The organism is Streptomyces cellostaticus, assembly GCF_001513965.1.
GTDB classification, from domain to species: Bacteria; Actinomycetota; Actinomycetes; order Streptomycetales; family Streptomycetaceae; genus Streptomyces; species Streptomyces cellostaticus.
Genome location: NZ_KQ948023.1, coordinates 31,018 through 57,639 on the forward strand (window position 1 = coordinate 31,018; position 26,622 = coordinate 57,639).

Sequence of the window (26,622 nt, forward strand, 5' to 3'; positions counted from 1 at the left end):
TGAGGCTGAATTCCGTCCGAATTCCGTCGGTCACGGGGACTGTGCTCCGGGAGGTCACCCGACGTGACTCCAAAGCTGGGACTCACGCTGCGCTGCGTGCGGCTGCTGCTCGTCCTCGCGACGGCTGTGCCGGTGTACGGCACAGCCGTCGCATACGGCACCGAGGCCGCCCCGCCGGACCACCCCGCGCCCTCGGCCGGGCCCGCCGCGTCCGCTTCCCCGGCCGCACGAGCCTCCCCCTCCCGGGCCGGAAGCCGGGCCGGTGAGGGCCGGATGCGCCCGGGCCGCCCGGACGGGCCACCAGCCGAAGACGAGGGCGACGACACCGGCCCGGCCACGAGAGGCCCGGACGACACCGACCCGGACACCGCCTACCCGGAGGAACCGGAGACCGCGGACTCCCCGGCCGCAACCCCGGCAGCCTCCGCCTCGCCCCAGGAGGCCGGGCTGAACCCGCCCCGCCCCCCGGACCACAACACCGTCCACCAGGGCGAGCCCCCCACCGAGCCAACCCTGCGCATCCTGCCGCTGGGCAGCGGCCTGGTCCTCATCGGCCTGGGCCTGGGCCTGGCATTCCTGGGCCTACGGGTACGGCGGGGCTGATCCGCCGGCTACGGCTGCGGGACTGATCCGTCAGTTACGGGGGCCGAGCTGATCTGCGGGCTGGGGCGGCGGGCTGATCTGTCAGTTACGGCGGCGGGTCCGGTCTGCCGGTCACGGGCGCGGATCCGATCCGCCGGTCACGAGCGCGGATCCGATCTGCCGGTCACAACGACCGAACCGACCTGCCCGCCACAACACCGGATCCGACCTACCGTCCACGGCCGCGGATCCGATCTGCCGGTCACAACGACCGAACCAACCTGCGCGCCACAACACCGGATCCGACCTACCGTCCACGGCCGCGGATCCGATCTGCGGCCACGACGGCCGACCCGACCTGCCGACTACGGCGGCGGATCCGATCCCGATCAACCGATCACGACACCGGGCCCGGTCAACCGGCCACGACACCGGGCCCGCTCTCTCGGCTACGGCGTAACCAGCAGCACCTTGCCGATGTGGTCGCTCGCCTCCAGCACCCGGTGTGCCTCGGGCGCCTCCGGCATCGGTAGTTCGCGGTCGACGACCGGGCGGACCTGCCCGGCCGCGAGCAGTGGCCACACGTGCTCGCGTACTGCTGCCACGATGGCCGCCTTCTCGCTCAGCGGCCGGGCCCGCAGCGAGGTCGCGCTGACGGCGGCCCGCTTGTTCAGCAGGGTGGCGATGTTCAGCTCGCCCTTGACGCCGCCCTGCATGCCGATGATCGCGAGCCGCCCGTTGACCGCGAGGGCCCGCACATTGCGGTCCAGGTACTTGGCACCCATGTTGTCGAGGATGACGTCGGCGCCCGCGCCGTCCGTTGCCCGCTCGATCTCGGCGACGAAGTCCTGCTCGCGGTAGTTGATCAGCACGTCCGCGCCCAGCTCGGCGCAGTACTCAAGCTTCTCCTTCGTCCCGGCGGTCACCGCGACCTTGGCACCGACGGCCTTGGCCAGCTGGATCGCCATCGTGCCGATGCCGCTGGAGCCGCCGTGCACCAGCAGGGTCTCGCCGGGCCGCAGATGGGCGACCATGAAGACGTTGGACCAGACCGTGCAGACCACCTCGGGCAGCGCGGCCGCCTGCTTCAGGTCGACGCCGTCGGGCACGGGCAGCAGCTGCCCGGCCGGAACGGCGACCTTCCCGGCGTACCCGCCCCCCGCGAGCAGCGCGCACACCTCGTCTCCGACGGACCAGCCGGAGACCCCGGAGCCGAGTGCGGCGATCCTGCCGGAGCACTCCAGGCCGGGGTACGGGGACGCGCCGGGCGGCGGGTTGTAGAAGCCCTGCCGTTGCAGGATGTCGGCACGGTTGACGGCGCTGGCCGCCACCTCGACCAGCACCTCGCCCTCGCCGGGCACCGGATCGGGGACCTCGTCCCACACCAGCGCCTCGGGCCCACCAGGTTCGGGAATCGTGATCGCATGCATACCCGCGACGCTACTCCCCGCCGGTGTCCGCTCCGGGGCAGGCCCGCTCAGTCGCCGGGCAGCGGGCGAGGATGCGGGGTGACCTGGTCGCCGGGGGTCACGCGGACGATCGTGATCAGGCGGTCCGTGAGCTGGAGGGCGCCGAGGGCGGGGTCGTCGTAGCCGAGCACCCGGTGGCCGCGTACGACGCTCACCACGAGGTCGTCCATCTCGCGCGGGGACTTGCCCGCCTCGGCCCGCACCACGGGCCGTTCGATGATGTCCAGGCCGCTGCCCTGCTGGATCAGGTCCTCCATGACCAGGCCGGCTGCGGGGCTGAGCACGGACAGGCCGAGCAGCCGGCCGGCCGCGCCGGAACTGGTGATGACGGCGTCGGCGCCGGACTGCTTGAGCAGCGGGGCGTTCTCCTCCTCGCGCACGGCGGCCACGACCTTCGCGCTCCGGTTGAGCTGGCGGGCCGTCAGGGTGACGAGGACGGCGGTGTCGTCGCGCTGCGGGGCGACGATGATCTGCCGGGCCCTGTGGACCTCGGCGCGCTTGAGCACCTCGCTGCGGGTGGCGTCGCCCATGACGCCCGCGTAGCCCTCGGCTGCCGCCGCGTCGATCACCTCGGAGCTGGGGTCGACCACGACGACCTGCTCCTTCTTCAGGCCGGTCGCGCAGACGGTCTGAAGGGCCGACCGCCCCTTCGTACCGAAGCCGATGACGACGGTGTGGTCGCGCACGGTGGACCTCCAGCGTTTTCCCGAAAGTACCCCAAGGCCCCATCCGTTGGTGCTCACCCGGAGTCGGCTGCCGAACGGCGAGTCGAAAGCCGTCACGGAACGGGAGCCGAGCCGCACGTCCGAATCCGGCGGCCGGCGTGAACCAGGCAACAATGGCGGGACACGGTTTCCCACGTCGCAGCACCGAGCACAGAGGAAGCGCGGGATGAGCGCCCCCCAGCAGCCAGGGTCCGACCGGACTCGTCTCCCGATCCTGCGGTCTCTTCGGTACTGGTCACGAGCCGAGGAAGGCCAATCGGTCAAGCTGCCGGTCGGCGACACGGTTCCGCCGCTCCAACAGGTGCTCCGCCGCCTGGCTCTGTCGCTGTTGGTGCTGGCCCTGACCACGCTGCTGGTCTGGCTGGACCGGACCGGATACCGGGACAGTGCCGACGGCAAGGTGGACTTGGCGGACTCCGCGTACTACGCGACCGTCACCCTCTCCACGACCGGGTACGGCGATGTCACCCCCGTCACCCACGCTGCCCGGCTCACCAACATCGAGCGCTGGCGCGCCCGCATCCGTGATCACGCAGTGGTCGTCGGCTACGGCACGAAGGGGCGGCACGCGGTCGAGACACTGCTGGGGCGGGGCACCCCGAAGAACCGGATCGTCGTGGTCGATCCGCAGAAGAAGGCCGTGGACGCTGCCGGCGGTGACGGCCTCGTCTCTGTGCAGGGCGACGCCACCCGCACCGAAACACTGCGCAGAGCCGAGGTGCACCGCGCTGCCCAGGTCATCGTGGCTCCGCAACGCGACGACACCGCGACCCTGGTCACCCTCACCGCGCGGCAGCTCAACAAGCGTGCCTCGATCGTCGTCGCCGTCCGTGAAGACGAGAACGTGCCCCTGCTGAAGCAGAGCGGCGCCGATGCCGTGATCACCAGTTCCAGTTCCGCCGGCCGGCTGCTCGGCGTGGCCATGTCCAGCCCGCACAGCGCGGACGTTCTGGAAGACCTCATGACCTACGGCAGCGGACTGGATCTCGTCGAGAGGCCGGTGTCGACGGACGAGGTAGGGCACTCTCCCCGTCATAGCGCTGATCTTGTCGTAGCTGTCGTGCGTGGCAAGGAAGTGCTGGACTACACCGACCCCCGGGCTGAAACCCTCCGGCCCGGAGACCGGTTGATCACCATTCGGCGTGCCGTGCCTCACCACTGATCAGGCAAGGGCCGTCGGCCCGTGGGCCGGTGCCCTGACTCTCCGCCGTTCGCAGTAACAAATCAAATCAATCGGAAATATGCTCGCAAATCGCACCAAAGGTTGACACTCTCCGAGCGGTGCGAATCCCGCGCCGACGGCGACGTTGGAGAGTGCAGCATGACGACCAAAGAGTCCCCTTCACAGGCCGCCCCCGAATTCCCGTTCGGGGCGACCGGTGAGACCTGGCTCAGCATCCTGGAGTCGGAAGGGCTGGCGGATGGTCAACCGGCCTATGTGACAAGCCCGTTGAAGGAGCCGAAGGAGGTCTACCCTCCCGAGCCCGGCATCGACGCCGCCGACTTCGAGCTGCAACCACGGGGGCTCCCCCCGGAGCGCCGCAAGAAGGCCCTGGACGCCATGGCCACGTACCTGATCAACAAGCGCGACCACATGCTCGGCTACCAGTTCAACCAGGACACGGACGGCGCCCAGCTGGATCTGTCCAGATTCCTCGACTGTCACGTCAACAACATGGGCGACCCGTTTGACCACGGCGGCTACAAGCCCAACACCCGGGCCGCGGAACGGGCAGTGCTCGATTACTACGCGGCTCTGTGGAAGGGCAAGTGGCCGCACAACCCCAAGGATCCGGAGTCGTACTGGGGCTACATGATCTCCATGGGCTCCACCGAGGCCAACCTGTACGCGATGTGGAACGCGCGCGACTATCTCGCCGGCAAGGCGTTGCTCAAGCCCAAGACGAAGGACGACTCACTGCACTTCGTCCAGGCGGCGCCGCCCAAGGACAATCCCAACGCGTTGATCCCCATCGCCTTCTACTCGCAGGACACCCACTACTCGTTCGGCAAGGCCATGCGGGTGCTCGGCATCGAGAACTTCTACGCCGCGGCCAAGAACCGCTACCCGAACGACGACTGCCCGCTGGGCGGCGAGTGGCCCACGGAGGTCCCGTCCAAGCCGAGCTCCAAGAAGGGCCTTGACGACGGCCCGGGAGAGATCGACATCGACAAGCTGGTTCCGCTGGTGAGCTTCTTCGTGGAGAAGGGCCACCCCATCCTGATCAGCCTCAACTTCGGCAGCACCTTCAAGGGGGCGCACGACGACGTCGAGTTGGTCTGCAAGCACCTGCTGCCGATCTTCGACAAGAAGGGGCTGGTCGAGCGGGAGCTGGAGATCATCAAGGGCAAGCCCGAGGTGCGGCGGGGCTTCTGGATCCATGTCGACGGTGCCCTCGGGGCCGGGTACGGGCCGTTCATGCGGATGGCCTCCGAGAAGCCCGAGGTGTTCGGCTGGACGCCCGAGGCGGAGCTGCCCGCCTTCGACTTCGGTCTCAAGGTGCACGCCAAGAAGCTGGGCAAGGACATCGACATGGTTTCGTCCATCTCGATGAGCGGTCACAAGTGGCCCGGCGCCCCCTGGCCGTGCGGCGTCTACATGACCAAGGTGAAGTACCAGCTCGCACCGCCCGCCGAGGTGCAGGTCATCGGCGCCAAGGACACCACCTTCGCCGGGTCGCGCAACGGCTTCTCCCCCCTGGTCATGTGGGACCATCTGGCCCAGTTCTCCTACAAGGACCAGGTCGAGCGCATCCGCGTGGCGCAGGAGATGGCGCAGTACCTTGAACGGCGACTGAAGGAGCTCAAGGCTCCGGTGTCGCTGAACGTGGCCCGGACGCCCGGCTCCCTCAGCGTGCGGTTCCGCCGGCCCAACGCGCGGATCTGCGCCAAGTGGTCGCTCTCGTCGGTCGGCCAGAACGTGCACGCCTTCGCGATGCCCTCGACCACCAGGGAGAAGATCGACGAGCTGATCTTCGACCTCCAGGCCTCCGACGCCTTCACCATCACGAAGAAGCCGCCGATCGTGGAACTGGAGGAGATCCTGGCCGCGGTGGAGGCCGTGGAACTCGCACCGGGGGCGATCTCCTGGGGCGCCGTCGCCTTCACCGGACGCGGCATGGAGTAGCCGGGACAGCGGTCTTACGGAGCCGGGCGCGCCGCAGGGCGCGCCCGGCTCCGACGTGTGGACTTGCAGAGGAAGACTTCCTCCATTCAACCGAATGGGGCCGCATAGCCCTTAGTTGACCGCCGACCGTGCCGCCGGTGGTGAGGACGAGGTCGGCGTCGGAGGCGGTGAGCGCCTTGCGCAGGGCCTTGGCGTATTCCGAGGCTCGGCAAGTGGATAACCGACTCCAGCAGACCGAACGCTGCGGTCGGTTATCTGTGGCGCTATATCGGTGACGGTGGGGCCATCAGGTGGTTCGACAGGCGCTACCAGGTCCTGGACGGTTCACCCCTGAAGCCCGCCTTCCGCCGTGCGCCCTCGCCCCGGTCCGCCTGCGGAAGGCAGACCCGGTTGCCCGGACGTTTCACGTGAAACACACCCCGATTCCGGCCGCCGCCCACGGCAGGTCCAGCACCTCGGCCTCCTCCCCCTGCCGGGCCCCGCCCGGGGGTACGACGGCGAGCGCGTCGGCGGCGGCGATCCCTCGCAGCATGGCCGGGCCGTTGTAGTGCAGCGGTACGGCACGGTCGCCGCGCAGCACCACGGGGACGAGCCGGGTGTCGTACGGATGCCCCTGCACCGCCTCCCCGAGCGGCAGCGCGTACGGCTCGGGCGCCGGGCGGGCGGCGAGGGTGCGCAGCAGGGGCTCGGCGAGGGTGAGCAGGCCGGAGACGGCTGCGAGGGGGTTGCCGGGCAGGCCGACGAGGTGCTGGTTCTCCTTGAGGCGGGCCAGCAGCATGGGGTGGCCGGGGCGCACCTTGACGCCGTCGACGAGGAGTTCGGCGCCGATGCGTTCCAGGGTGGGGTGGACATGGTCGACGGGTCCGGCGGCCGTGCCGCCGGTGGTGAGGACGAGGTCGGCGTCGGAGGCGGTGAGCGCCTTGCGCAGGGCCTTGGCGTCATCACCCAGTCGGCGTACTGCGGTCACCTCGGCGCCCATCGCGCGCAGCCAGGGCGGCAGCATGGGGCCGAGCGCGTCCCGGATCAGTCCGTCGTGCGGGAGTCCCGCGGCGAGCAGCTCGTCGCCGAGGACGAGGACTTCGGCGCGGGGGCGGGGGACAGCGGTGACGGTGTCGTATCCGGCGGCCGCGGCGAGGCCCAGGACGGCGGGGGTGACCAGGGTGCCGACGGGCAGCAACTGGTCGCCGCTGCGGCACTCCTGGCCGCGTGGGCGGATGTCCTGGCCGTGGCTCACCTCTCGGGTGGCGTGCAGCCGGCCCTGAGCGTCGATACGGCCGTGTTCGCTGCGCAGGACGGCGGTGGTGTCGGCCGGGATACGGGCGCCGGTCGCGATACGGATCGCCTCGCCGTCGGTCAGCGGCCCGGGCTGCGCGTGTCCGGCGAGCACGCCCTCGTCCCGCACCTCCCAGGGACCCGGTCCGGCGACGGCCCAGCCGTCCATCGCGGAGGTGTCGAAGGAGGGCAGGTCGGTGAGGGCGTCGAGGGGGGTGGCGAGGACCAGGCCGAGGGCGTCGGCGAGGGAGACGGAGACGGGGGTGCGGCGGCTGCCCGAGCGGGCGGCGCGGGCAGCGATCTCGCGGGCCCGGGGCCAGGGGGTGGCCCGGTGCCGCTCGTGCCGCCGCGCGCCCGGGGCTGCGGAGTCGGGCACCGGTCCGTCGCTGTCGTCCTTGGGTTCCCTCACGAGGGCCAGGGCCTCCTCGACGTCCAGGTCGTCGCTGTCCTCGGCGCTCACCCCGGTCCGGGTGCCGGGGGCGGTCATCCGGCGTCCGGCCCGGAGGGGCCCGAGCCCTTCTCTGTGTTCTCTGCGTGCTCTTCCTCCCAGCGCACCGCCAGTGCGGCGGCCTTGCGGGCGGCCTCGGCGACGGCCTCGGGGCCGCCCTTGGCCTGGGCGGCGGCATAGCCGACCAGGAAGGTGGTCAGCGGCGCGGCGGGCCGGGCCACGCCGTGCGCGGCGTCACGGGCCAGGTCGAGCAGGAGGCCGGTGTCGACGTCCAGGTCGAGGCCCAGCTCGTCCTTGACTGCGGAGATCCATTCATCCAACACGTGCCCATGCTCCCTGATACGTGCCCTGGCGCTGGCGATGTCGTCCCAGGTGTCGCAGTCGAAGGACGCGAGCGGGTCCGGAACGCGGGTGAGGTCGAGGGCGCCGGTCAGCCGGCGCAGGGGCAGGCCGGTCAGGCCGTCGGGCGCGGCGGCGAGGGTCGCGAGTGCGCGGCGCAGCGCGGCGGTGCGGTAGGCGGCGACGAGCGGCTGGTCGCGGCCGTCGGCGTCGGTGAGCAGCGCGCCGTCGGCGCCGGTGTCCCGCAGGGCGGCGAGCAGCCGCTCCAGTGTGGCCGCTTCGAGGAACGGCAGGTCGGCGGAGAGGACGACGGCGTGCTCGGCCGTGGTGTGGCGCAGGCCGGCTTCCAGCGCGGCGACCGGTCCGGCGCCGGGCGGCTCCTCGCGCGCCCAGCGCACCGGGCGGGTGGTGGACCGGGCGTCGGCCACGACGACGGTCGTGCGGGCGCCCGCGCAGGCCGCGAGCACCCGGTCGAGCAGCGCGCGCCCGCCGACCCGCAGTCCGGGCTTGTCGGCCCCGCCGAGCCGCCGGGCGGCGCCGCCGGCCAGCACCACCGCGTCGTACGGCGCGGTGGTCCCGGAAGCGGCGGGCGGGCTGTCGGTCACCCCCCGAGTATGTCCTCTCGGCCCTCTGCCTTGACCCGCGCGGGGGTCACAGAGTGCGCAGCAGCACCGCCGGCTGTTCCACGCAGTCCGCCACGTACCGCAGGAAGCCGCCTGCCGTGCCGCCGTCGCACACGCGGTGGTCGAAGGTGAGCGAGAGCTGGACGACCTGGCGCACGGCCAGTTCGCCCTCGTGCACCCAGGGCTTGGGGACGATGCGGCCGACGCCGAGCATGGCCGCCTCGGGGTGGTTGATGATCGGGGTGGAGCCGTCGACGCCGAAGACCCCGTAGTTGTTCAACGTGAAGGTCCCGCCGGTGAGTTCCCCGGGGGTCAGCTTCCCGGCCCGGGCTGCCTCGGTGAGCCGGGCGAACTCCGCGGTCAGCGCCTCGGCGTCGCGCGCGTGGGCGTCCCGGACGACCGGCACGACCAGACCGCGCTCGGTCTGTGCGGCGAACCCGAGATGCACATGATCGAGCTGGACGACCTCGCGGGCGTCGGTGTCGACGTAGGAGTTCAGCTCGGGGTACCGCGCGAGGGCGGCGGTGCAGATGCGGGCGAGCAGCGCGAGAAGGGAGATCTTCGGCGCTCCGGCGGCGTTCATCGCGGCCCGTGCGCGCATGAGTTCCGTCGCGTCGGCGTCGACCCAGCAGGTCGCGTCAGGGATCTCCCGGCGGCTGCGGGAGAGCTTGTCGGCGACGGCACCGCGGACGCCCTTGAGGGGGGTGCGGATGCCGTTGCGGACGGGGGAGATGCGGGCGGCCGGTGCCTGCACCGCGGGGGCCGTGGGCGCCTCGGCCACGGGGGCGTGGGCCGCCTGCGCCCTGAGGGCGTGCTCGACGTCCGCGCGCAGGATCAGCCCGTCCGGTCCCGAGCCTGCCAGGTGGCGCAGATCCACGCCGCCCTCGCGGGCGAGGCGACGGACCAAGGGTGAGATCACGGGCACGGGGCCTTCGGCCTGGGCTGCGGCCACGCGCACGTGGGCCGGCCCGGTGGAGACCGCCGGGGCGCCCGCCCCGGTCGCCGCGCTCGCGGTCCGCGGCAGATCCGCGCCCGTCCGCCCGCCGGCGGTATGCGGCCCCAGGGGTGCCGGCCGCACCCTGCGCCGCCGCGACGGAGCTTCCGAGGTGCCGTACCCGACCAGCACGTTGCCCGAGCCTTCGCTCTCCCCTCCGGGAGCAGGCGGGCCCACCGCCACCGTCAGCAGCGGCGCTCCCACGGGAAGTTCCGTGCCCTCCTCGCCGAAGCGGGCGGTGATCACACCGCCGTAGGGGCAGGGGACCTCGACCATCGCCTTGGCCGTCTCGACCTCCACGACCGGCTGGTCGACGGCGACGACGTCACCGACCTGCACCAGCCAGCGCACGATCTCCGCCTCGGTGAGGCCCTCGCCGAGGTCGGGGAGCTTGAACTCCAGCACCTGTGCCATCAGCCCTCGGCCTCCCACTGCAGGCGCGCCACGGCGTCCAGGATGCGGTCGACGCCGGGCAGGTGGTGCCGCTCCAGCATCGGCGGCGGGTAGGGGATGTCGAAGCCGGCCACGCGCAGCACCGGCGCCTCCAGGTGGTGGAAGCAGCGCTCGGTGATCCGGGCCGCGATCTCGCCGCCCGGCCCGCCGAACCCGGTCGATTCATGCACGACGACCGCGCGCCCGGTGCGTCGTACGGCGGCGCAGACCGTCTCGTCGTCGAACGGCACCAGGGAGCGCAGGTCGACGACCTCCAGGTCCCAGCCCTCCGCCCGGGCGGCCTCGGCGGCCTCCAGACAGACCGGCACGGAGGGGCCGTAGGTGAGGAGAGTGGCGCTGCTGCCGGGCCGTCGCACCACGGCCCGGCCGATGGGCTCGACGTCCGTGGGGTGCTCGGGGTTCCAGCTGTCCTTCGACCAGTAGAGCCGCTTGGGCTCCAGGAAGACGACCGGGTCGTCGGAGGCGATGGCCTGGCGCAGCAGCCCGTAGGCGTCGGCAACGGTGGCGGGTGTGACGACGTGGAGGCCCGGGGTGGCCATGTAGTAGGCCTCGGACGAGTCGCTGTGGTGCTCGACGCCGCCGATGCCACCGCCGTAGGGGACGCGGACGGTGATCGGCAGGGGCATCCGGCCGCGGGTGCGGTTGCGCATCCGCGAGACGTGGCTGATCAGCTGCTCGAACGCCGGGTAGGCGAACGCGTCGAACTGCATCTCCACCACCGGGCGCAGGCCGTACATGGCCATGCCGACGGCGGCGCCGAGGATGCCCGCCTCGGCCAGCGGGGTGTCGGTGCACCGGTCCTCGCCGAACTGCTTGGCGAGCCCGTCGGTGACCCGGAAGACACCGCCGAGGGTGCCGACGTCCTCGCCCATGACGTGCACGGTGGGGTCGGCGGCCATCGCGTCGCGCATCGCGCGCGTGAGGGCCTGCGCCATGGTGGCGGGCTTGACGGCGACGGTGGTCATCGCAGGTCGCCTTCCTTGTCGTCCTGCCCCGCCTCCAGCTCGGCGCGCAGCAGGGCGCGCTGCTCGCGCAGTTGCGCGGTGGTCTCGGCGTAGACGTGGTCGAAGAGGTCCATGGGGTTGAGTTCGGGGTCCCGGTTCATGCGCTCGCGCAGGTCGGCGGCCATCGCCTCGGCGTCCTGCCGGGCGGCCTCGATGGCGGCCTCGTCGAGCTGACCGCGCGCGGTCAGCTCGCGCTCCAGCAGCTGGATCGGGTCGTGCGCGCGCCAGGCCTCGACCTCGGCGTCGCCCCGGTAGCGGGTGGCGTCGTCGGCGTTGGTGTGGGCCTCGATGCGGTACGTCACCGCCTCCACCAGGGTCGGGCCGCCGCCGGTGCGCGCGCGGCGCACGGCGTCGCTGAGGACCTCGTGCATGGCGGCCGCGTCGTTGCCGTCGACCAGCCGGCCCGGCATGCCGTAGCCGACGGCCTTGTGGGCCAGGGAGGGCGCGGCGGTCTGCTTGGCGAGCGGGACGGAGATGGCGAAGCCGTTGTTCTGCACGAGGAAGACGACCGGTGCCTGCCAGACGGCGGCGAAGTTCAGCGCCTCGTGGAAGTCGCCCTCGCTGGTGCCGCCGTCGCCGACCATGGCGAGCGCGACCACGTCGTCGCCCTTGAGGCGGGCGGCGTGCGCGAGGCCGACGGCGTGCGGGAGCTGGGTGGCCAGCGGAGTGCTCAGGGGGGCCACCCGGTGCGCGTGCGGGTCGTAGCCGGTGTGCCAGTCGCCGCGCAGCAGGGTGAGGGCTTCGACGGGGTCCACGCCCCGGGCGACGACGGCGAGGGTGTCGCGGTAGCTGGGGAAGAGCCAGTCGCGCTCCTCCAGGGCCAGGGCGGCGGCGACCTCGCAGGCCTCCTGGCCGGTGCTGGACGGGTAGACGGCGAGGCGGCCCTGCTTGGTCAGCGCGGTGGCCTGCGTGTTGTAGCGGCGGCCGCGCACCAGCTGGGCGTGGAGCCGGCGCAGCAGGTCCGGGTCGGCCTTGGCGGCCGCCTCGGTGCCGAGGACGCGATAGGGCTCGGCGTCGGGCAGCAGCGGCGCGGGGTCCATGCGGGGCTGCCAGGCGGGCGGCGGCGATGGCCGGTACGCGCCCCGCTGCTCCATGACCGTCATGACGGCACCTCCTCGTGGGAGCGGCTACGGGAGGCGTGTCGGCTGTGACCCGCCTCACCTACCGATTGTTCGGTCGTCGGCACATTTTGGCTACAGGCCCCGTCAGGCTGTGGACAAACGGTTCTCCACAACCTGGAATGAATGCAGGACGTCCACGGCGATGAAGCGGGGGGACATGGCAGCTGAACAAATGGCCGAACGACCGCAGGACGGCGCCGCTCCGCCGGCGCGCCCGCTGGACGCCATCGACCAGGACATCCTGAAGATCCTCCAGGCGGACGGCCGCGCCTCGATACGCTCGGTCGCCGAACGCGTCCACGTCTCCCGGGCCAACGCCTACGCGCGCATCAACCGTCTCGTCGAGGACGGGGTGATCCGGGGTTTCAGCGCGCGCGTCGACCACGAGCGGGCGGGGCACGGCACGTCGGCCTACGTCACGCTGAAAATCGTCCAGAACACCTGGCGCACGGTCCGCGAGCAGCTCAGGCAGCTGCCCGGTGCCTCTCACATCGCCCTGGTGGGCGGCGACTTCGATGTCCTGCTCCTGGTGCACACGCCCGATAACAAGGCGCTGCGCGAGCTGGTACTCACCCGGCTCCAGGCGATCCCCGAGGTGCTCAGCACCCGCACGCTGCTGGTGTTCGAGGAGGAGGACCTGGAGCCGGAGACCTGACCTCAGGCCCGGCGCAGTCCCGAGAAGGCGAGGCGGGCCACCGCGTCGGCCACCTCACGGCCGCTGGCGCCGCGTGTGTCGGGCCGGTACCACTCCACGATGGAGTTGATCATTCCGAAGACCAGCCGGGTGGCCAGGCGCACCTCGACGTCGCCGCGTATGTCCCCGTCGGCGGCCGCGGCCTTCAGCAGCTCTGCGACCTGGTGGTCGAAGTCGCGGCGCCGCTCCAGCGCCCACCGTTCGGTCTCGGTGTTGCCGCGCACGCGCAGCAGCAGCGTCACGTACGGCAGCTCGGATATGAGCACCTCGACCATGCGCCGTACGACGTGTTCCAGACGGTCCGCGGCGCGCCCCACGCGCGCGTGCTCCTCGTCGAGGATCCCGAACAGTCCGTCCAGCGCCCGGCTGACGGCCCGGCGCAGCAGCTCCTCCTTGCCGCTGACGTGGTGGTAGATCGACGACTTGGAGATGCCGGCCGCCTTGGAGAGGTGCTCCATGGAGGTGCCGTCGTAGCCGCGCTGGTTGAACACCTGGACGGCCACGGAGAGCAGCGTCTCGGGGGTGTACGTGTCGCGCTTGGCAGTGGTCATGGGGTGCCCTCCCGCTTGTCGGTGGCGTACGCGTGCCGGTAGAGCGCGAGGGACGGCGCGTACCGGCCGGAGGGGTCGCGCAGGTGCAGGTCGTCCAGCAGGTCGTAGGCCCAGCCGCGGCCGAGCCTGCGGCTCCACTCGAAGGGGCCGAGCGGGTAGTTGACGCCGAGGCGCATCGCGGTGTCGATGTCCTCCTCGGTGGCCACGCCCTTGGCGACGGCGTCGTGCGCGAGGTCCACGATCCGGGCGACCGTACGGGCCACGATCATGCCGGGGGCGTCACCGATGACGCTGACGTCCTTGCCGAGCGCCTGGAAGAGGCCTGTGGCCTCGGCGAGGGTCTGCGGCGCGCTGTCCTGGGAGGCGGACAGGGCGATGCGGGTGGCCTTGCGGTAGTCGAGGGCGAGGTCGAAGTAGACGACGTCGCGGAACTCCACGGAGGTCTGGCCGTCGGCGAGGACCAGCTGGCCGCCGCTCGGCAGCACCAGCCGGGTGCCGTGGTCCTCGTCCTCCTCGCGGACCTGGATGCCCGCCTCACGGATCAGCGTGAGGAGTTCGGCCGCGGGGCCGAGGTTCCCCTCGGCGACGACGTACGCGGGCGGCTGGGCCTTCTCGGCGGTGTGCGGCTCGGGGCGCTCGGCGCCCTCGGCGTAGTCGTACCAGCCGTGCCCGGACTTGCGGCCGAGCCGCCCGGACTCGACCAGCCGGCGCTGGGCCAGCGAGGGCGTGAAGCGGACGTCCTGGAAGAAGGACTGCCACACGGAGTGGGTGACCGACTCGTTCACGTCCTGCCCGATGAGGTCGGTCAGCTCGAACGCGCCCATCCGGAAGCCGCCCGACTCGCGCAGCACCGCGTCGATGGTGGCCGGGTCGGCGGCCTGGGCCTCATAGACGGCGAGGGCCTCGGCGTAGAAGGGCCGGGCGATGCGGTTGACGATGAAGCCGGGAGTGTCCGCGCAGGCCACGGGCGTCTTGCCCCAGGTGCGGGCGGTCTCGTACGCGCGCGTGGCCGAGGTGACGTCGGTGGCGAACCCGGAGACGACCTCGACCAGCGGCAGCAGCGGGGCCGGGTTGAAGAAGTGCAGGCCCAGGAAGCGGCCGGGGTTGCGCAGGGCGCTGCCGATGGCCGTCACCGACAGGGACGAGGTGTTGGTGGCGAGCAGGCAGTCCTCGGCGACGATCTCCTCCAGCTCGCAAAAGAGCTGCTGTTTGACGTCCAGCCGCTCCAGGACGGCCTCGACGACCAGCGCGCAGTCGGCCAGCTCGGTGAGGCTGTCGGCGGGCGTCAGCCGGGCCCGGGCCGCGTCCCGGTCGGCGGCGCCGAGCCGGTCCTTCGTCACGAGCCGGTCGAGGCGGGCGCCGATCGCTGCGGCCGCCTCCTGGGCGCGCCCGGGAACGGCGTCGTAGAGCCGCACGGGGTGGCCGGCGACCAGCGCGACCTGGGCGATGCCCTGGCCCATGGTGCCGGTGCCGACGACGGCCACGGGGCTGCTGAGGTCGAGTGCTGTCATGTGCGCGATCCTCCCGCACGACGTTTTCCACAGATGCGGCGGACCCCCTTGTACCGACCGATCGTTCGGTTACTCTAGCTCTGACTGGCTGTTCCTGCCTCTGTTTCCGCCCAGGTCGAACTCGACGAAGAGTTCTCCATACGAGGAGTTGGTCCCGCATGGCCGCCCAACTGACCCCCCACGAGCTGATCGCGAAGCACCGGCCCACGCTCGACCAGGCCCTGGAGGCGATCCGCACCCGCGCGTACTGGTCCCCGCACCCCGAGCACCCCAAGGCGTACGGCGAGCACGGCAGCCTGGACGCGGGCTCGGGCAAGGCCGCCTTCGACGCCCTGCTGGGCAACCGCCTCGACCTCGCGGACCAGCCCGGCATCGACGACTGGGTCGGCGGCGAGGTCTCCCCGTACGGCATCGAGCTGGGCGTGACCTATCCGCACGTGGACGTGGACGTGCTGTTGCCCGCCATGAAGGCCGGCCGGCGCGCCTGGCGCGAGGCGGGCGCGGAGACTCGCGCGGTGGTCTGCGTGGAGATCCTCAAGCGGATCAGCGACCGGACGCACGAGTTCGCGCACGCGGTCATGCACACCAGCGGACAGGCCTTCATGATGGCGTTCCAGGCGGGCGGCCCGCACGCCCAGGACCGCGGCCTGGAGGCGGTGGCGTACGCGTACGCGGAGCAGGTCCGCACACCCGAGACGGCGGAGTGGACCAAGCCCCAGGGCAAGCGCGAACCGCTGGCGCTGACCAAGCAGTTCACGCCGGTCCCGCGCGGCATCGGCCTGGTCATCGGCTGCAACACCTTCCCGACCTGGAACGGCTACCCGGGCCTGTTCGCCTCCCTGGCGACCGGCAACGCGGTCCTGGTCAAGCCGCACCCGCGCGCGGTGCTGCCGCTCGCCCTCACCGTCCGGATCGCCCGGGACGTGCTCGCCGAGGCCGGCTTCGATCCGAACCTCGTCGCGCTGGCCGCCGAGCGCCCCGGCGAGGGCATCGCCAAGACCCTCGCCACCCGCCCCGAGATCAGGATCATCGACTACACCGGCTCGACCTCCTTCGGCGACTGGCTGGAGGCCAACGCCCGCCAGGCGCAGGTCTACACGGAGAAGGCCGGCGTCAACACGGTCATCGTGGAGTCGACCGACAACTACAAGGGCATGCTGTCCAACCTGGCCTTCTCGCTGTCCCTGTACAGCGGCCAGATGTGCACCACCCCGCAGAACCTGGTCATCCCGCGCGACGGCATCCGCACCGACGAGGGCCCCAAGACCTTCGACGAGGTGACCGCCGACCTCGCCCGCGCGGTCGACGGCCTGCTCGGCGACGACGCCCGGGCGAACGCCCTGCTGGGCGCCATCGTCAACCCGGACGTGAAGGCCCGCCTGGAGGCGGCCTCCGGCCTCGGCGAGGTCGCCCTGGCCTCCCGGGAGGTCAGCAACCCCGAGTTCCCGGACGCGGTCGTCCGCACGCCCGTGATCGTCAAGCTCGACGGCGCCAAGCCGGACGACGAGGCCGCCTACATGAGCGAGTGCTTCGGCCCCGTCTCCTTCGCCGTCGCGGTCGACTCGGTGACCGACGCGGTCGAGCTGCTGCGCCGCACGGTCCGCGAGAAGGGCGCGATGACCGTCGGCGCGTACACCACCGACGCCGACGTCGAGCAGGCGATCGAGGAGGTCTGCCTGGAGGAGGCCGCTCAGCTGTCGCTCAACCTGACCGGCGGGGTGTACGTGAACCAGACGGCCGCCTTCTCCGACTTCCACGGCTCGGGCGGCAACCCGGCGGCGAACGCGGCCCTCACCGACAGCGCGTTCGTGGCGAACCGCTTCCGGGTGGTGGAGGTCCGCCGGGAGGCCTAGGAAGCCGTGGGTGCGCCCCCGGCGGCACTCCAGTGGTACAGCGTCATGGCCACACTGGTGGCCAAGTTGTAGCTGGAGACCTGGGGGCGCATCGGCAGCGCCAGCAGGTGGTCGGCACGCGCGCGCAGGTCCGCGGACAGCCCGCTGCGCTCCGACCCGAACGCCAGCACGGCGTCGTCGGGCAGCTTGGTGCCCCGGATGTCCTCACCCTCCGGGTCGAGGGCGAACAGCGGCCCGGCGGGCAGCTCCTCGACCTCGAGCCGCTCCACGGCGGTCGCGAAGTGCAGCCCCGCCCCGCCGCGCACCACCGTGGGGTGCCAGGGGTCGAGCGTGCCCGTGGTGACCACTCCGGTCGCCCCGAACCCGGCGGCCAGCCGGATCACGGCTCCGGCGTTGCCGAGGTTGCGCGGGTGGTCGAGGACCACGACGGGCGCGGTGCGCGGCGTGTGGGCGAGGGCCCGCAGATTGGCCTCGCGGGACGGCCGTACGGCCAGGGCGGCCACCCCCGTCGGATGGGGCCGCGGCACGAGCGAGGCGTACGTCTCCTCGGGCACCTCCGTCAGGAGCGCGTCCAGCGTGTCCCTGACGTCCCCGGCCAGCTCGGCGGCGAGGGCGAGCGCCGCCCGCCGGTCGGTGGTGACCGCCACCGGGACCTCGGCACCGAAGCGCAGCGCGTGCTTGAGGGCGTGGAAGCCGTCGAGCAGCACGGCGCCCCCGGCACGCTCGCGCCAGCGGGTCACGGGGTCGGTCATGCGGTGAACCCTACGCGGCCGGGGCGGCTCTCCTCCGCAGAGCGCGGTGGCGGCAGCGTACGGTCGCCGTCGCCGCGCCGGACCAGCTGTCCACGCGCGCGTGCCGCCCAGCCGCCGAGCAGCAGCAGGAAGGCCGTGGGCAGGAAGACCGCGTCCGCGGTGATCATCGCCAGCGAGAAGAACGGCAGCCCGAGGACGACCGCGATCACGGCGTGCTCGGTCATCATCAGCACCAGCAGGACGTTCTTGACCCGCCGGTTGAACAGCGTGAACGGGAAGGCCACCTGCACCATGACCGTCCCGTAGGTCACGATCATCATGATCGTGCCGCTGGAGGACATCAGGTCGGCGAGTGCGGGCCAGGGCGAGAAGTAGTCCAGGTGGAGCGGGTAGTAGACGGCGGTGCCGTCCTGCCAGCGCGAGCCCTGGATCTTGTACCAGCCGGCCGTGGCGTAGATCAGGCAGGCCTCCGCCATGATCACGAACAGAGCGCCGTTGTGCAGGACGTTGGCGATCACGTCCAGCAGGATCCACGGCTCCTGCGACTTCGCCCGGCGCTGCACCGCCCCCCACAGGCCGAGCACGGCCCACACCGTCCACAACAGCGCGGGCACCAGCCAGCCGTTGTCGAACCGGCCCGCCAGCGTCACACCGCCGAGCGCGAGGCCGAGCACCGCCCACAGCACCGGTCCGAGCCGGTCGGCACGGACCCGCTCCCCACGCGCGCGTGCCGCCTCGACACGGGCCGCCCGCCGCGCGTCGAGGGACCACACCTGACCGCAGCGCGTGAACACCAGGTAGAAGGACATCAGGTGCAGGACGTTGTCGCCGCCGTCCCCCACGAAGACGCTGCGGTTCTGCAGCGACAGCACGCCCACCATGAACAGCACGGAGGCGGTCCGGGTGCGCCAGCCGAGCAGCAGCGCCGCGCTGGAGAGGATCGCCAGCAGGTAGAAGCCCTCGAACCAGCCCTGTCCGGCGGACCACATCAGGGCCGTGAAGGCGTGGTTGTCGGAGGTCAGCTGCTGGGCCAGATCCCAGCTCCACGGGCCGTCGGGGCCGTACAGCTCCTGGCGGTGGGGGAACTCGCGCAGCAGGAAGAGCAGCCAGGTCGCCGCGAAGCCGATGCGGATCACGGCACTCTGGTACGGGCCGAGCGCCGACTCGGTGACGCGGGCGATGCCGCGCGACAGGGTCAGGGACAGACGGTTCACCGCACACCTCCCGCGGCCTCGTCGGCCGACACCGTCCACCAGGGCAGCAGACGGTAGACGGGCTTGTCGGAGATCTTCTCGCTGCTCCACTTGGGCGGCTGCACATTGGTGGTGCTGGAGCGGACCTGCACGCGCTGGATGACGCCCTCCCGGCTGATCGCGTCCTCCCGGTACAGGCGCATCACGACGACCCGGCGCACGTACTGCTCGGAGAGCGCACCGCGCATGCCCACGGGCCGGTTGTCGGCGCCGTGCGTGGCGGCGAAGAAGTCCCAGGCACGGCGCAGCTCGTTCTGCTGGGTGTGGCTGGGCAGCAGACTGCCGTCGATGGCGGCGCCGTCCCGGGCGGAGAGGTCGTTCCAGCCGGTGGTCCGCATGCTGCCGTCCTTCATCCGTACCTCGGCGCGCACCTGGACGGCGATGTTCTGCTGGAGCGGGTTCGGGGCGAACAGCTTCCAGTTCTGCTCGAACTCCGGGTACACCCACTGCTCGATCGCCTTGCCGTGCTGCTTGGTCACCGTGTTCGCCGGCGCGAGGCTCAGGAACACCATGCCCAGATGGACACAGGCGGCGACGGCGACCACCGCAAGCGCTACAGCCGCACCGACCTGGTAGCGGGGCGAGAGGCCCGCGACACCGGTTCGGGGTGCCGGGGGGAGAGGCGGGGAGCCGTCAGGGCCGCCGGAGCCCTCGGGGGTGAAGGGGCCGTCCGGATCGCCGGAGTCGTCCCGGGCGTGGGGACCGTCGGGATCGGCGGAGCCCTCCCGGGCAGGGGAACCCTCGCGGTCCCCCGGGTCCTGCGGGCGACGCGCCCCGGTCGACCCGTCCGGCCCGTGCCGGGCCTGCGAGTCCTCGTCGTACGCGTCCATTGCGCCCCGTCCCCCGCTTCCGCTCCGTCGTCCGGCCACCGTCACAGGCGCCTCGTTCTTCCCGAGCGCCACTCCTCGACACTCGCACGGAACGGTACTCAGCCCCGGCCTCTCGGCGCAGCCCCGGGTACGGCCCGGGCCAGTGGCCCTCACCACGCCGCGCCGCCCGCACCACGGTTTTCCACAGGCTGACCGCAGGGTTTTCCACAGCGGTTGACACCCGCAGCGGCCCGGCACACCATTGATGACGCACGGACCGAACGATCGGTCGGGAGTGTGTTCAAGGAGAGCCCGAGGTCAGGGGGACCGCATGGCCACAGCAGCCGCGCACCGCACGGCCCGCACAAAGGCGGACGGCGCACCGGACACCGCCGTCGACACGGCGGCGTACCAGCACGCCTTCGACACGGCCGTGGCCGCCGACGAACGCATCGAGCCACGCGACTGGATGCCCGACGCCTACCGCGCGACGCTGGTCCGGCAGATCGCCCAGCACGCGCACTCCGAGATCATCGGCATGCAGCCGGAGGCCAACTGGATCACCCGCGCGCCCAGCCTGCGCCGCAAGGCGATCCTGATGGCCAAGGTCCAGGACGAGGCCGGCCACGGCCTGTACCTGTACAGCGCAGCCGAAACCCTCGGCACCGGCCGCGACGAGCTGCTCGACAAGCTGCACAGCGGCCGCCAGAAGTACTCCTCGATCTTCAACTACCCGACGCTGACCTGGGCCGACGTCGGCGCGATCGGCTGGCTGGTGGACGGCGCCGCAATCACCAACCAGGTCCCCCTGTGCCGCTGCTCCTACGGCCCCTACGCGCGCGCAATGGTGCGGATCTGCAAAGAGGAGTCCTTCCACCAGCGCCAGGGCTACGAACTGCTGCTGGCCCTCAGCAACGGCACCCCGGAGCAGCACGCGATGGCCCAGGACGCGGTGAACCGCTGGTGGTGGCCCTCGCTGATGATGTTCGGCCCGCCGGACGACGAGTCCCAGCACTCCGCGCAGTCGATGGAGTGGAAGATCAAGCGCCACTCGAACGACGAGCTGCGCCAGCGCTTCGTCGACATCTGCGTCCCCCAGGCCGAGTCCCTGGGCCTGACCCTCCCCGACCCGGACCTGCAGTGGAACGAGGAGCAGGGACACCACGACTTCGGCGCGATCGACTGGACGGAGTTCTGGGAGGTCCTCAAGGGCAACGGCCCGTGCAACGAGCAGCGGATCACCCAGCGCAGGCGCGCACACGACGAGGGCGCATGGGTACGGGAGGCGGCCGCGGCATACGCGGCCAAGCACACCGGCACCACCGGTGGGACGGGAGAAACACGAGCATGACGAACACCGACTGGCCCCTGTGGGAGGTCTTCGTGCGCTCCCGCCGCGGCCTCTCCCACACCCACGCCGGCAGCCTGCACGCACCGGACGCGGAACTGGCCCTGCGCAACGCCCGCGACCTGTACACCCGGCGCGGCGAAGGCGTCTCGATCTGGGTCGTCCCGGCCACCGCGATCACCGCCTCCTCACCGGACGAGAAGGACCCCTTCTTCGAACCGGCCGCCGACAAGCCCTACCGGCACCCGACCTTCTACGAGATCCCGGAAGGGGTGAAGCACCTGTGACCGCGACCGCCCCCGCGACCGCCGCGCTCGCCCTCGGCGACGACGCCCTGGTGCTCTCCCACCGCCTGGGCGAGTGGGCCGGGCACGCTCCCGTCCTGGAGGAGGAGGTCGCCCTCGCCAACATCGCCCTCGACCTGCTCGGCCAGGCCCGCGTCCTGCTGTCGATGGCCGGCGACGAGGACGAGCTGGCATACCTGCGCGAGGAGCGGGCCTTCCGCAACCTCCAGCTGGTCGAGCAGCCGAACGGCGACTTCGCCCACACCATCGCCCGCCAGCTGTACTTCTCCACCTACCAGCAGCTGCTGTACACCGAACTGGCTGCGGGCGACGGCCCGTTCGCACCACTGGCCGCGAAGGCCGTCAAGGAAGTCGCCTACCACCGCGACCATGCCGAGCAGTGGACGCTGCGGCTCGGCGACGGAACCGAGCTCAGCCAGGAGCGGATGCAGCAGGCGTGCGACGCGCTGTGGCGGTTCACCGGCGAGATGTTCCAGCCGGTGGAGGGCCTGGACGCCGACTGGGCGGACATGGAGACCCGTTGGCTGGAGTCCATGACGGACGTCCTCGGCCGCGCCACCCTGACCGTGCCCGAGGGACCACGCTCGGGCGCCTGGTCGGCGGGCGCCGGCCGGCAGGGCCTGCACACCGAGCCGTTCGGGCGGATGCTCGCCGAGATGCAGCACCTGCACCGCAGCCACCCGGGCGCGTCATGGTGACGGCCACCGCCCTGGAGGCGGAGCTGCTGGAGCTGGCCGGCTCGGTGCCCGACCCCGAACTGCCCGTGCTCACACTCCAGGAGCTGGGCGTCCTGCGCGCGGTACACGCCAGCGGCCCCGACACGGTCGAGGTCGACCTGACCCCGACCTACACCGGCTGCCCCGCCATCGAGGCGATGAGCACGGACATCGAGCGGGTGCTCCGCGCCCACGGCATGCGCGAGGTCACCGTCCGCACGGTGCTCAGCCCCGCCTGGTCGACCGACGACATCACCGCCGAAGGCCGCCGCAAACTCCAGGAGTTCGGCATCGCTCCCCCACGCGAGCGTCACGACACAGGGCCCATACCCCTGACCCTGGGGGCGACCCGCACGCTCGCCGAGGACACCGACCCGGTCCGCTGCCCGCACTGCGGATCCGCGGACACCGAGCTGCTGAGCCGGTTCTCCTCCACCGCGTGCAAGGCGCTGCGCCGCTGCCTGTCCTGCCGTGAACCGTTCGACCACTTCAAGGAGTTGTGATGGCACGCTTCCACCCGCTCCCGGTGGCCGCGGTCGACCGGCTCACCGACGACTCCGTCGCGCTCACCTTCACCGTCCCGCCCGAGCTGCGCGAGGAGTACCGGCACTCGCCCGGCCAGCACCTCGCCCTGCGGCGGCTCGCGGACGGCACCGAGATACGGCGGACCTACTCGATCTGCTCCCCGGCCCCCGACCCGGCCGGCGAGGGCCCGGGCACCCTGCGGGTGGGAGTGCGGCTGGTCGAGGGCGGAGCCTTCTCCACGTACGCGCTGAAGGAGATCACCGTCGGCGACGAGCTGGAGGTGATGACCCCGGCCGGACGCTTCACCCTCGAACCGGCACCGGGTCTGTACGCGGCGATCGTCGGCGGCAGCGGCATCACCCCGGTCCTGTCGATCGCCTCCACCCTGCTGGCGCGGGAGCCCGAGGCCCGGTTCTGCCTGATACGCAGCGACCGTACGGCCGCCTCGACGATGTTCCTGGAGGAGGTCGCCGACCTGAAGGACCGCTACCCGCAGCGGTTGCAGCTGGTGACCGTGCTCTCCCGCGAGGAGCAGCAGGCGGGGCTGCCGTCCGGGCGGCTCGACCGGGAGCGGCTCACAGCCCTGCTGCCCGCGCTGCTGCCGGTGGACCAAGTGGCGGGATGGTTCCTGTGCGGGCCGCTGGGGCTGGTCCAGGGCGCGGAGAAGGCCCTGCGCGAGCTGGGCGTGAACCGGGCCCACATCCACGAGGAGATCTTCCACGTGGACGCGGGTGCGGCCCCTGCCACCGCCGTCCCGGCGCCGGCGCACAGCACCGTCACCGCCCGGCTCGACGGGCGCGGCGGCACCTGGCCGGTACAGGACGGCGAGTCCCTGCTGGAGACGGTGCTGCGTAACCGGCCCGACGCGCCCTACGCCTGCAAGGGCGGAGTGTGCGGCACCTGCCGGGCCTTCCTGGTCGCGGGCGAGGTGCGCATGGACCGCAACTTCGCGCTGGAGGCGGAGGAGACCGAGGCCGGGTATGTGCTGGCCTGCCAGTCACATCCGGTGACGGAGAAGGTGGAGCTGGACTTCGACCGCTGAGGCTTGCCTCGGTGGCGGGCGGGGTGGGGCTGGGGGGAGGGGAGGGAGGGGGGAGGGGACCCCCAGAGGCGATCTCGAGAAGCGCCCCCGAAGACACCACCCCCTCCTCCCCGTTCCCTTCTCCTAGAACCTGTTCTATCTTGACGGCCCGTCAGACGAACGCCTGACGAACCGCCCGACGAACCGTCGAGCGACCCGTCGGGCAACCGAACCCCGGAAGGACAGGCCGTGGACTTCACCTTCACCGAGGAGCAGTTGGCGGCGGCCGAGGCGGCACGGGGGGTGTTCGCCGGGGTGGCGCCGGACGCGGTGCCGAGTCCGGCACTCACCACCGGCGCCGTGGCCGAGGGCTTCGACCGGGAGCTGTGGTCCCGGCTGGCCGGCGCGGACCTGATCGGCCTGCTGCTGGACGAGCGGTACGGCGGGGCCGGCCTGGACGCCATCGCGCTGTGCCTGGTGCTGCGCGAGTGCGCGAAGGTGCTCGCCCGGGTGCCGCTGCTGGAGCACAGCGCGGCCGCGGCGACCGTACAGGCCTACGGCGGCAAGGAACTGGGCGAGCGGTTCCTGGCCCGGGCGGGGCGGGGCGAGCCGGTGCTGACCGTCGCCGCGCACGGCCGGACCGGTCACGACGCGGCAGAACTCGCCGTCACCGCACGGCGGGACGGGCAGGCATGGGTGCTGGACGGGGTGCAGACGGCGGTGCCGTGGGCGTACGACGCGGACTTCGTCCTCGTCCCCGCGCACACCGGCGCCTCCCGGGCCGTGCTCGCGCTGGTGCCGCGCGAGCAGGAGGGGCTGGTGCTCGCCGAGCAGGTCTCCACCAGTGGGGAGCGGCTGGCCGAGCTGCGCCTGCACTCCGCGCGGATCGCGGCGGGCGACGTCATCGAGGCCGAGGGCGCCTGGGAGTGGCTGCGTGCGCTGCTGGCCACCGGCACCTGTGCGCTGGCGCTCGGCCTGGGCGAGCGCGTCCTGAGGATGACCGGCGAGTACACCGGCAAGCGGGAGCAGTTCGGGTACCCGATCGCGACCTTCCAGGCGGTCGCCGTCCAGGCCGCGGACCGGTACATCGATCTGCGCGCCATGGAGGCCACTCTCTGGCAGGCGGCCTGGCGGATCGCCTCGGGCGCACCGGGGGCGCTGCCCGCCGCGGGTGATGTCGCCGTGGCGAAGATCTGGGCCGCGGAGGGCGTGCGTCGCGTCGTGCAGACGGCCCAGCATCTGCACGGCGGGTTCGGCGCGGACACCGACTATCCGCTGCACCGCTACCACGCCTGGGCCAAGCACCTGGAGCTGGCGCTCGGCCCGGCGGCGGCGTACGAGGAGACGCTCGGGGATCTGCTGGCGGCGTACCCGCTCAGCTGACCGCGCCCCCGGCGGGGCTAGACGATCGCGCCCGGCGCCCCGGCGTCGGTGACCACTGGCCGGCCTGCGGCCTCCCAGGCCTGCATGCCGCCGGCCACGTTCGCGGCGTCGATGCCCTGCTGGGCCAGGTACATCGTGACCTGGGCCGAGCGGCCGCCGGAGCGGCAGATCACGTTGACCCGGCCGTCCTGCGGGGCGGCCTCGGTCAGCTCGCCGTACCGGGCCACGAACTCGCTCATGGGGATGTGCAGCGCCGCTGCAGCGTGACCCGCCTCCCACTCGTCGTCCTCGCGGACGTCCAGCAGGAAGTCGTCGTCCTTGAGGTCCGCGACCTCGACCGTGGGCACACCAGATCCGAATTGCATGTCTCCGACGCTACCTGACAGGCGGCCTGGTTCACCCGTGCCCGAGCAGGCCCGCCAGCTCGGCCTCCCGCTGCTCGATGTCGGCGCGCAGCCGGCCGGCGATCTCTTCGAGCAGGGCGTCGGGGTCGTCCGGGGCCAGGCGCAGCATGCCGGCGATCGCGCCCTCCTCCAGTTCGCGGGCGACCAGCGTGAGCAGTTCCTTGCGCTGGGCGAGCCATTCGAGGCGGGCGTAGAGCTCCTCGGCGGGGCTCGGGCGCCGCTCGGGCGGGACCGGGCCCGCCGCCCATTCCTCGGCCAGTTCCTTGAGCAGTGTCTCGTCGCCGCGGGCGTAGGCCGCGTTGACCCGGGTGATGAACTCCTCGCGGCGCCGGCGCTCGTCCTCCTCCTGTGCGAGGTCGGGGTGCGCTTTTCGGGCCAGCTCGCGGTAGAGCCTGCGGGCCTCGTCGCTGGGCCGCACCCGCTCGGGGGGCCGTACCGCCTGGTCGGTGAGCATTGCGGCGGACTCCGGGAACAGGCCGTTCCCGTCCATCCAGCCGTGCAGCAGCTCCTCGACGCCGGGGATCGGCAGCACGCGGGCGCGGGCCTCCTCGGCGCGGCGGATGTCCTCGGGGTCGCCGGTGCGGGCGGCCTGCGCCTCGGCGATCTGCGCGTCCAGTTCTTCGATGCGGGCGTAGAGCGGGCCGAGCTTCTGCTCGTGCAGCCGGGAGAAGTTCTCGACCTCGACCCGGAACGTCTCCACGGCGATCTCGTACTCGATCAACGCCTGCTCGGCGGCCCGTACGGCCTGCTCCAGCCGTTCCTCGGGCCGCGGTGCCTGGGACTGATCGGCTTCCGGGGTCGTCACGCGACCAGCGTAGGCCACGGCGGGTACCCGGCGCCCGGGGCGGCCCGGCTCAGCCGGCCGGCCGCGCGTCCGGGCAGTCGGCGGGTATCCACTCGGCCTCCAGGTCCCGGCAGGCGACCACGAGGGTGCCGGGCCGGCAGGCCAGCTCGTGGGTGCAGCCGCCGGGGTGCGGAAGGATCTCGTCGAGGATCACGTCGCCGAGGGAGGCCGGATCGCAGACGTCCAGGACGTCCGACTGGAAACGGGAGACGCCCGTGTAGCGGACGAGCAGGTCCTCGTCGTGCTTGAAGCAGTTGTGCCTGAAGCGGATCTCGAGGTCACCGTCGCCGGTGCGGCGCACCTGCTCGGGCTGGAGGTCCTTCACGCACCGTTTGCCGCCGAAGTCGTAGTGTCCGGGGTCGGTGGCGAACGCGCGGGCGCCCGGCGGCAGTTCGGCTGCGAGTCCGGGCAGCCGGTCGAGGTAGGGCCGGGGGTCGATGAACCCCGATTCCTCGCCTTCGCCGCCGGTCAGTTCGACGTACTTCACCTCAGCACC

At 72.1% G+C, this 26,622-nt stretch carries 25 protein-coding genes and 1 pseudogene; 11 read left to right on the plus strand and 15 right to left on the minus strand.

The features are described 5' to 3' along the window. Positions 1–63 precede the first annotated feature (63 nt). Positions 64–603 carry a hypothetical protein gene (locus AQI88_RS18530; protein ID WP_067000191.1) on the plus strand — a complete coding sequence of 180 codons (540 nt, stop codon included), beginning with the start codon at positions 64–66 and terminating at the stop codon, positions 601–603. A 428-nt stretch (positions 604–1,031) separates the two neighbouring features. Here the strand turns inward: AQI88_RS18530 and AQI88_RS18535 are convergent, their stop codons facing one another. Both AQI88_RS18535 and AQI88_RS18540 read right to left on the minus strand, forming a co-directional pair. Then, the gene (locus tag AQI88_RS18535; protein ID WP_067000194.1) at positions 1,032–2,012 is read right to left on the minus strand and encodes an NAD(P)H-quinone oxidoreductase; all 981 of its coding nucleotides are present in this window, start codon (positions 2,010–2,012) and stop codon (positions 1,032–1,034) included. A 47-nt stretch (positions 2,013–2,059) separates the two neighbouring features. Further along, positions 2,060–2,752: pseudogene (locus tag AQI88_RS18540) on the minus strand (potassium channel family protein); the annotation flags it as partial. Positions 2,753–2,942: 190 nt separating this feature from the next. Between AQI88_RS18540 and AQI88_RS18545 the strand changes: the two are divergent. Together AQI88_RS18545 and AQI88_RS18550 are read left to right on the plus strand one after the other, a co-directional pair. After that, positions 2,943–3,938 (plus strand): potassium channel family protein, encoded by a 996-nt coding sequence (locus tag AQI88_RS18545; RefSeq protein WP_079057650.1) that lies wholly within the window; start codon positions 2,943–2,945, stop codon positions 3,936–3,938. Positions 3,939–4,097: 159 nt separating this feature from the next. After that, positions 4,098–5,903 carry a PLP-dependent aminotransferase family protein gene (locus AQI88_RS18550; RefSeq protein WP_159050362.1) on the plus strand — a complete coding sequence of 602 codons (1,806 nt, stop codon included), beginning with the start codon at positions 4,098–4,100 and terminating at the stop codon, positions 5,901–5,903. A 403-nt stretch (positions 5,904–6,306) separates the two neighbouring features. Here the strand turns inward: AQI88_RS18550 and AQI88_RS18555 are convergent, their stop codons facing one another. Genes AQI88_RS18555 through pdhA form a run of 5 tightly spaced genes read right to left on the minus strand, consistent with a single transcriptional unit; the run spans position 6,307 to position 12,139 of the window. After that, positions 6,307–7,662: a molybdopterin molybdotransferase MoeA gene (locus AQI88_RS18555; RefSeq protein ID WP_067000200.1), complete on the minus strand. Its 1,356-nt coding sequence runs from the start codon at positions 7,660–7,662 to the stop codon at positions 6,307–6,309. After that, positions 7,659–8,567, minus strand: coding sequence for an NTP transferase domain-containing protein (locus tag AQI88_RS18560; RefSeq protein WP_067000203.1), 909 nt, complete (start codon positions 8,565–8,567; stop codon positions 7,659–7,661). The genes AQI88_RS18555 and AQI88_RS18560 overlap by 4 nt, the downstream gene beginning before the upstream one ends. Before the next feature lie 46 nt (positions 8,568–8,613). Next, entirely contained in the window at positions 8,614–9,993 is a 1,380-nt protein-coding gene (locus AQI88_RS18565; RefSeq protein WP_067000206.1) for a dihydrolipoamide acetyltransferase family protein, read from the minus strand. Further along, complete coding sequence (locus tag AQI88_RS18570; RefSeq protein WP_067000209.1) at positions 9,993–10,997, minus strand: alpha-ketoacid dehydrogenase subunit beta; 1,005 nt, start codon at positions 10,995–10,997, stop codon at positions 9,993–9,995. The genes AQI88_RS18565 and AQI88_RS18570 overlap by 1 nt, the downstream gene beginning before the upstream one ends. Further along, the gene (gene pdhA, locus AQI88_RS18575; protein WP_067000212.1) at positions 10,994–12,139 is read right to left on the minus strand and encodes a pyruvate dehydrogenase (acetyl-transferring) E1 component subunit alpha; all 1,146 of its coding nucleotides are present in this window, start codon (positions 12,137–12,139) and stop codon (positions 10,994–10,996) included. Before pdhA ends, AQI88_RS18570 begins: the two co-directional genes overlap by 4 nt. A 175-nt stretch (positions 12,140–12,314) precedes the next feature. Between pdhA and AQI88_RS18580 the strand changes: the two genes are divergently transcribed. After that, the gene (locus AQI88_RS18580; protein WP_398698301.1) at positions 12,315–12,812 is read left to right on the plus strand and encodes an Lrp/AsnC family transcriptional regulator; all 498 of its coding nucleotides are present in this window, start codon (positions 12,315–12,317) and stop codon (positions 12,810–12,812) included. Between the two features lie 2 nt (positions 12,813–12,814). On the opposite strand, the gene AQI88_RS18585 is transcribed toward AQI88_RS18580, so the two are convergent. Beyond that, a complete protein-coding gene (locus tag AQI88_RS18585; protein WP_067000218.1) occupies positions 12,815–13,402 on the minus strand; it encodes a TetR/AcrR family transcriptional regulator in 588 nt (195 codons plus the stop codon). Then, on the minus strand, positions 13,399–14,913 hold the full coding sequence (locus tag AQI88_RS18590; RefSeq protein ID WP_067000221.1) for a 3-hydroxyacyl-CoA dehydrogenase: 1,515 nt from the start codon (positions 14,911–14,913) through the stop codon (positions 13,399–13,401). The genes AQI88_RS18585 and AQI88_RS18590 overlap by 4 nt, the downstream gene beginning before the upstream one ends. A 158-nt stretch (positions 14,914–15,071) precedes the next feature. Between AQI88_RS18590 and paaN the strand changes: the two genes are divergently transcribed. Beyond that, positions 15,072–16,766, plus strand: a complete 1,695-nt coding sequence (gene paaN / locus AQI88_RS18595) for a phenylacetic acid degradation protein PaaN (RefSeq protein WP_067000223.1) — start codon at positions 15,072–15,074, stop codon at positions 16,764–16,766. Here paaN and AQI88_RS18600 read toward each other — a convergent pair. Genes AQI88_RS18600 through AQI88_RS18610 form a run of 3 tightly spaced genes read right to left on the minus strand, consistent with a single transcriptional unit; the run spans position 16,763 to position 19,601 of the window. Beyond that, positions 16,763–17,518 (minus strand): TrmH family RNA methyltransferase, encoded by a 756-nt coding sequence (locus tag AQI88_RS18600; protein WP_067000226.1) that lies wholly within the window; start codon positions 17,516–17,518, stop codon positions 16,763–16,765. The genes paaN and AQI88_RS18600 overlap by 4 nt on opposite strands. Next, on the minus strand, positions 17,515–18,732 hold the full coding sequence (locus tag AQI88_RS18605) for an HTTM domain-containing protein (RefSeq protein ID WP_067000229.1): 1,218 nt from the start codon (positions 18,730–18,732) through the stop codon (positions 17,515–17,517). The genes AQI88_RS18600 and AQI88_RS18605 overlap by 4 nt, the downstream gene beginning before the upstream one ends. Then, complete coding sequence (locus AQI88_RS18610; protein ID WP_067000232.1) at positions 18,729–19,601, minus strand: DUF5819 family protein; 873 nt, start codon at positions 19,599–19,601, stop codon at positions 18,729–18,731. Before AQI88_RS18610 ends, AQI88_RS18605 begins: the two co-directional genes overlap by 4 nt. Before the next feature lie 310 nt (positions 19,602–19,911). Between AQI88_RS18610 and paaA the strand changes: the two genes are divergently transcribed. The 6 genes from paaA (at position 19,912) to AQI88_RS18640 (ending at position 24,878) form a co-directional block, all read left to right on the plus strand. After that, entirely contained in the window at positions 19,912–20,931 is a 1,020-nt protein-coding gene (paaA, locus tag AQI88_RS18615; protein WP_067000235.1) for a 1,2-phenylacetyl-CoA epoxidase subunit PaaA, read from the plus strand. Next, complete coding sequence (gene paaB, locus AQI88_RS18620) at positions 20,928–21,215, plus strand: 1,2-phenylacetyl-CoA epoxidase subunit PaaB (protein ID WP_067000238.1); 288 nt, start codon at positions 20,928–20,930, stop codon at positions 21,213–21,215. Before paaA ends, paaB begins: the two co-directional genes overlap by 4 nt. After that, on the plus strand, positions 21,212–21,931 hold the full coding sequence (gene paaC, locus AQI88_RS18625) for a 1,2-phenylacetyl-CoA epoxidase subunit PaaC (RefSeq protein ID WP_067000241.1): 720 nt from the start codon (positions 21,212–21,214) through the stop codon (positions 21,929–21,931). The genes paaB and paaC overlap by 4 nt, the downstream gene beginning before the upstream one ends. Then, the gene (gene paaD / locus AQI88_RS18630) at positions 21,925–22,452 is read left to right on the plus strand and encodes a 1,2-phenylacetyl-CoA epoxidase subunit PaaD (RefSeq protein WP_067000244.1); all 528 of its coding nucleotides are present in this window, start codon (positions 21,925–21,927) and stop codon (positions 22,450–22,452) included. Before paaC ends, paaD begins: the two co-directional genes overlap by 7 nt. After that, the gene (locus tag AQI88_RS18635) at positions 22,452–23,516 is read left to right on the plus strand and encodes a 2Fe-2S iron-sulfur cluster-binding protein (protein WP_067000247.1); all 1,065 of its coding nucleotides are present in this window, start codon (positions 22,452–22,454) and stop codon (positions 23,514–23,516) included. The genes paaD and AQI88_RS18635 overlap by 1 nt, the downstream gene beginning before the upstream one ends. A 228-nt stretch (positions 23,517–23,744) precedes the next feature. Next, a complete protein-coding gene (locus AQI88_RS18640) occupies positions 23,745–24,878 on the plus strand; it encodes an acyl-CoA dehydrogenase family protein (protein WP_067000249.1) in 1,134 nt (377 codons plus the stop codon). A gap of 17 nt (positions 24,879–24,895) precedes the next feature. Here AQI88_RS18640 and AQI88_RS18645 read toward each other — a convergent pair whose 3' ends face one another. Genes AQI88_RS18645 through AQI88_RS18655 form a run of 3 tightly spaced genes read right to left on the minus strand, consistent with a single transcriptional unit; the run spans position 24,896 to position 26,613 of the window. Beyond that, positions 24,896–25,225, minus strand: coding sequence for a rhodanese-like domain-containing protein (locus AQI88_RS18645; protein ID WP_067000252.1), 330 nt, complete (start codon positions 25,223–25,225; stop codon positions 24,896–24,898). A 49-nt stretch (positions 25,226–25,274) separates the two neighbouring features. Beyond that, the gene (locus AQI88_RS18650; RefSeq protein ID WP_067000255.1) at positions 25,275–26,087 is read right to left on the minus strand and encodes a hypothetical protein; all 813 of its coding nucleotides are present in this window, start codon (positions 26,085–26,087) and stop codon (positions 25,275–25,277) included. 49 nt (positions 26,088–26,136) lie between these two features. After that, entirely contained in the window at positions 26,137–26,613 is a 477-nt protein-coding gene (locus AQI88_RS18655; protein ID WP_067000258.1) for a hypothetical protein, read from the minus strand. Positions 26,614–26,622 lie beyond the last annotated feature (9 nt).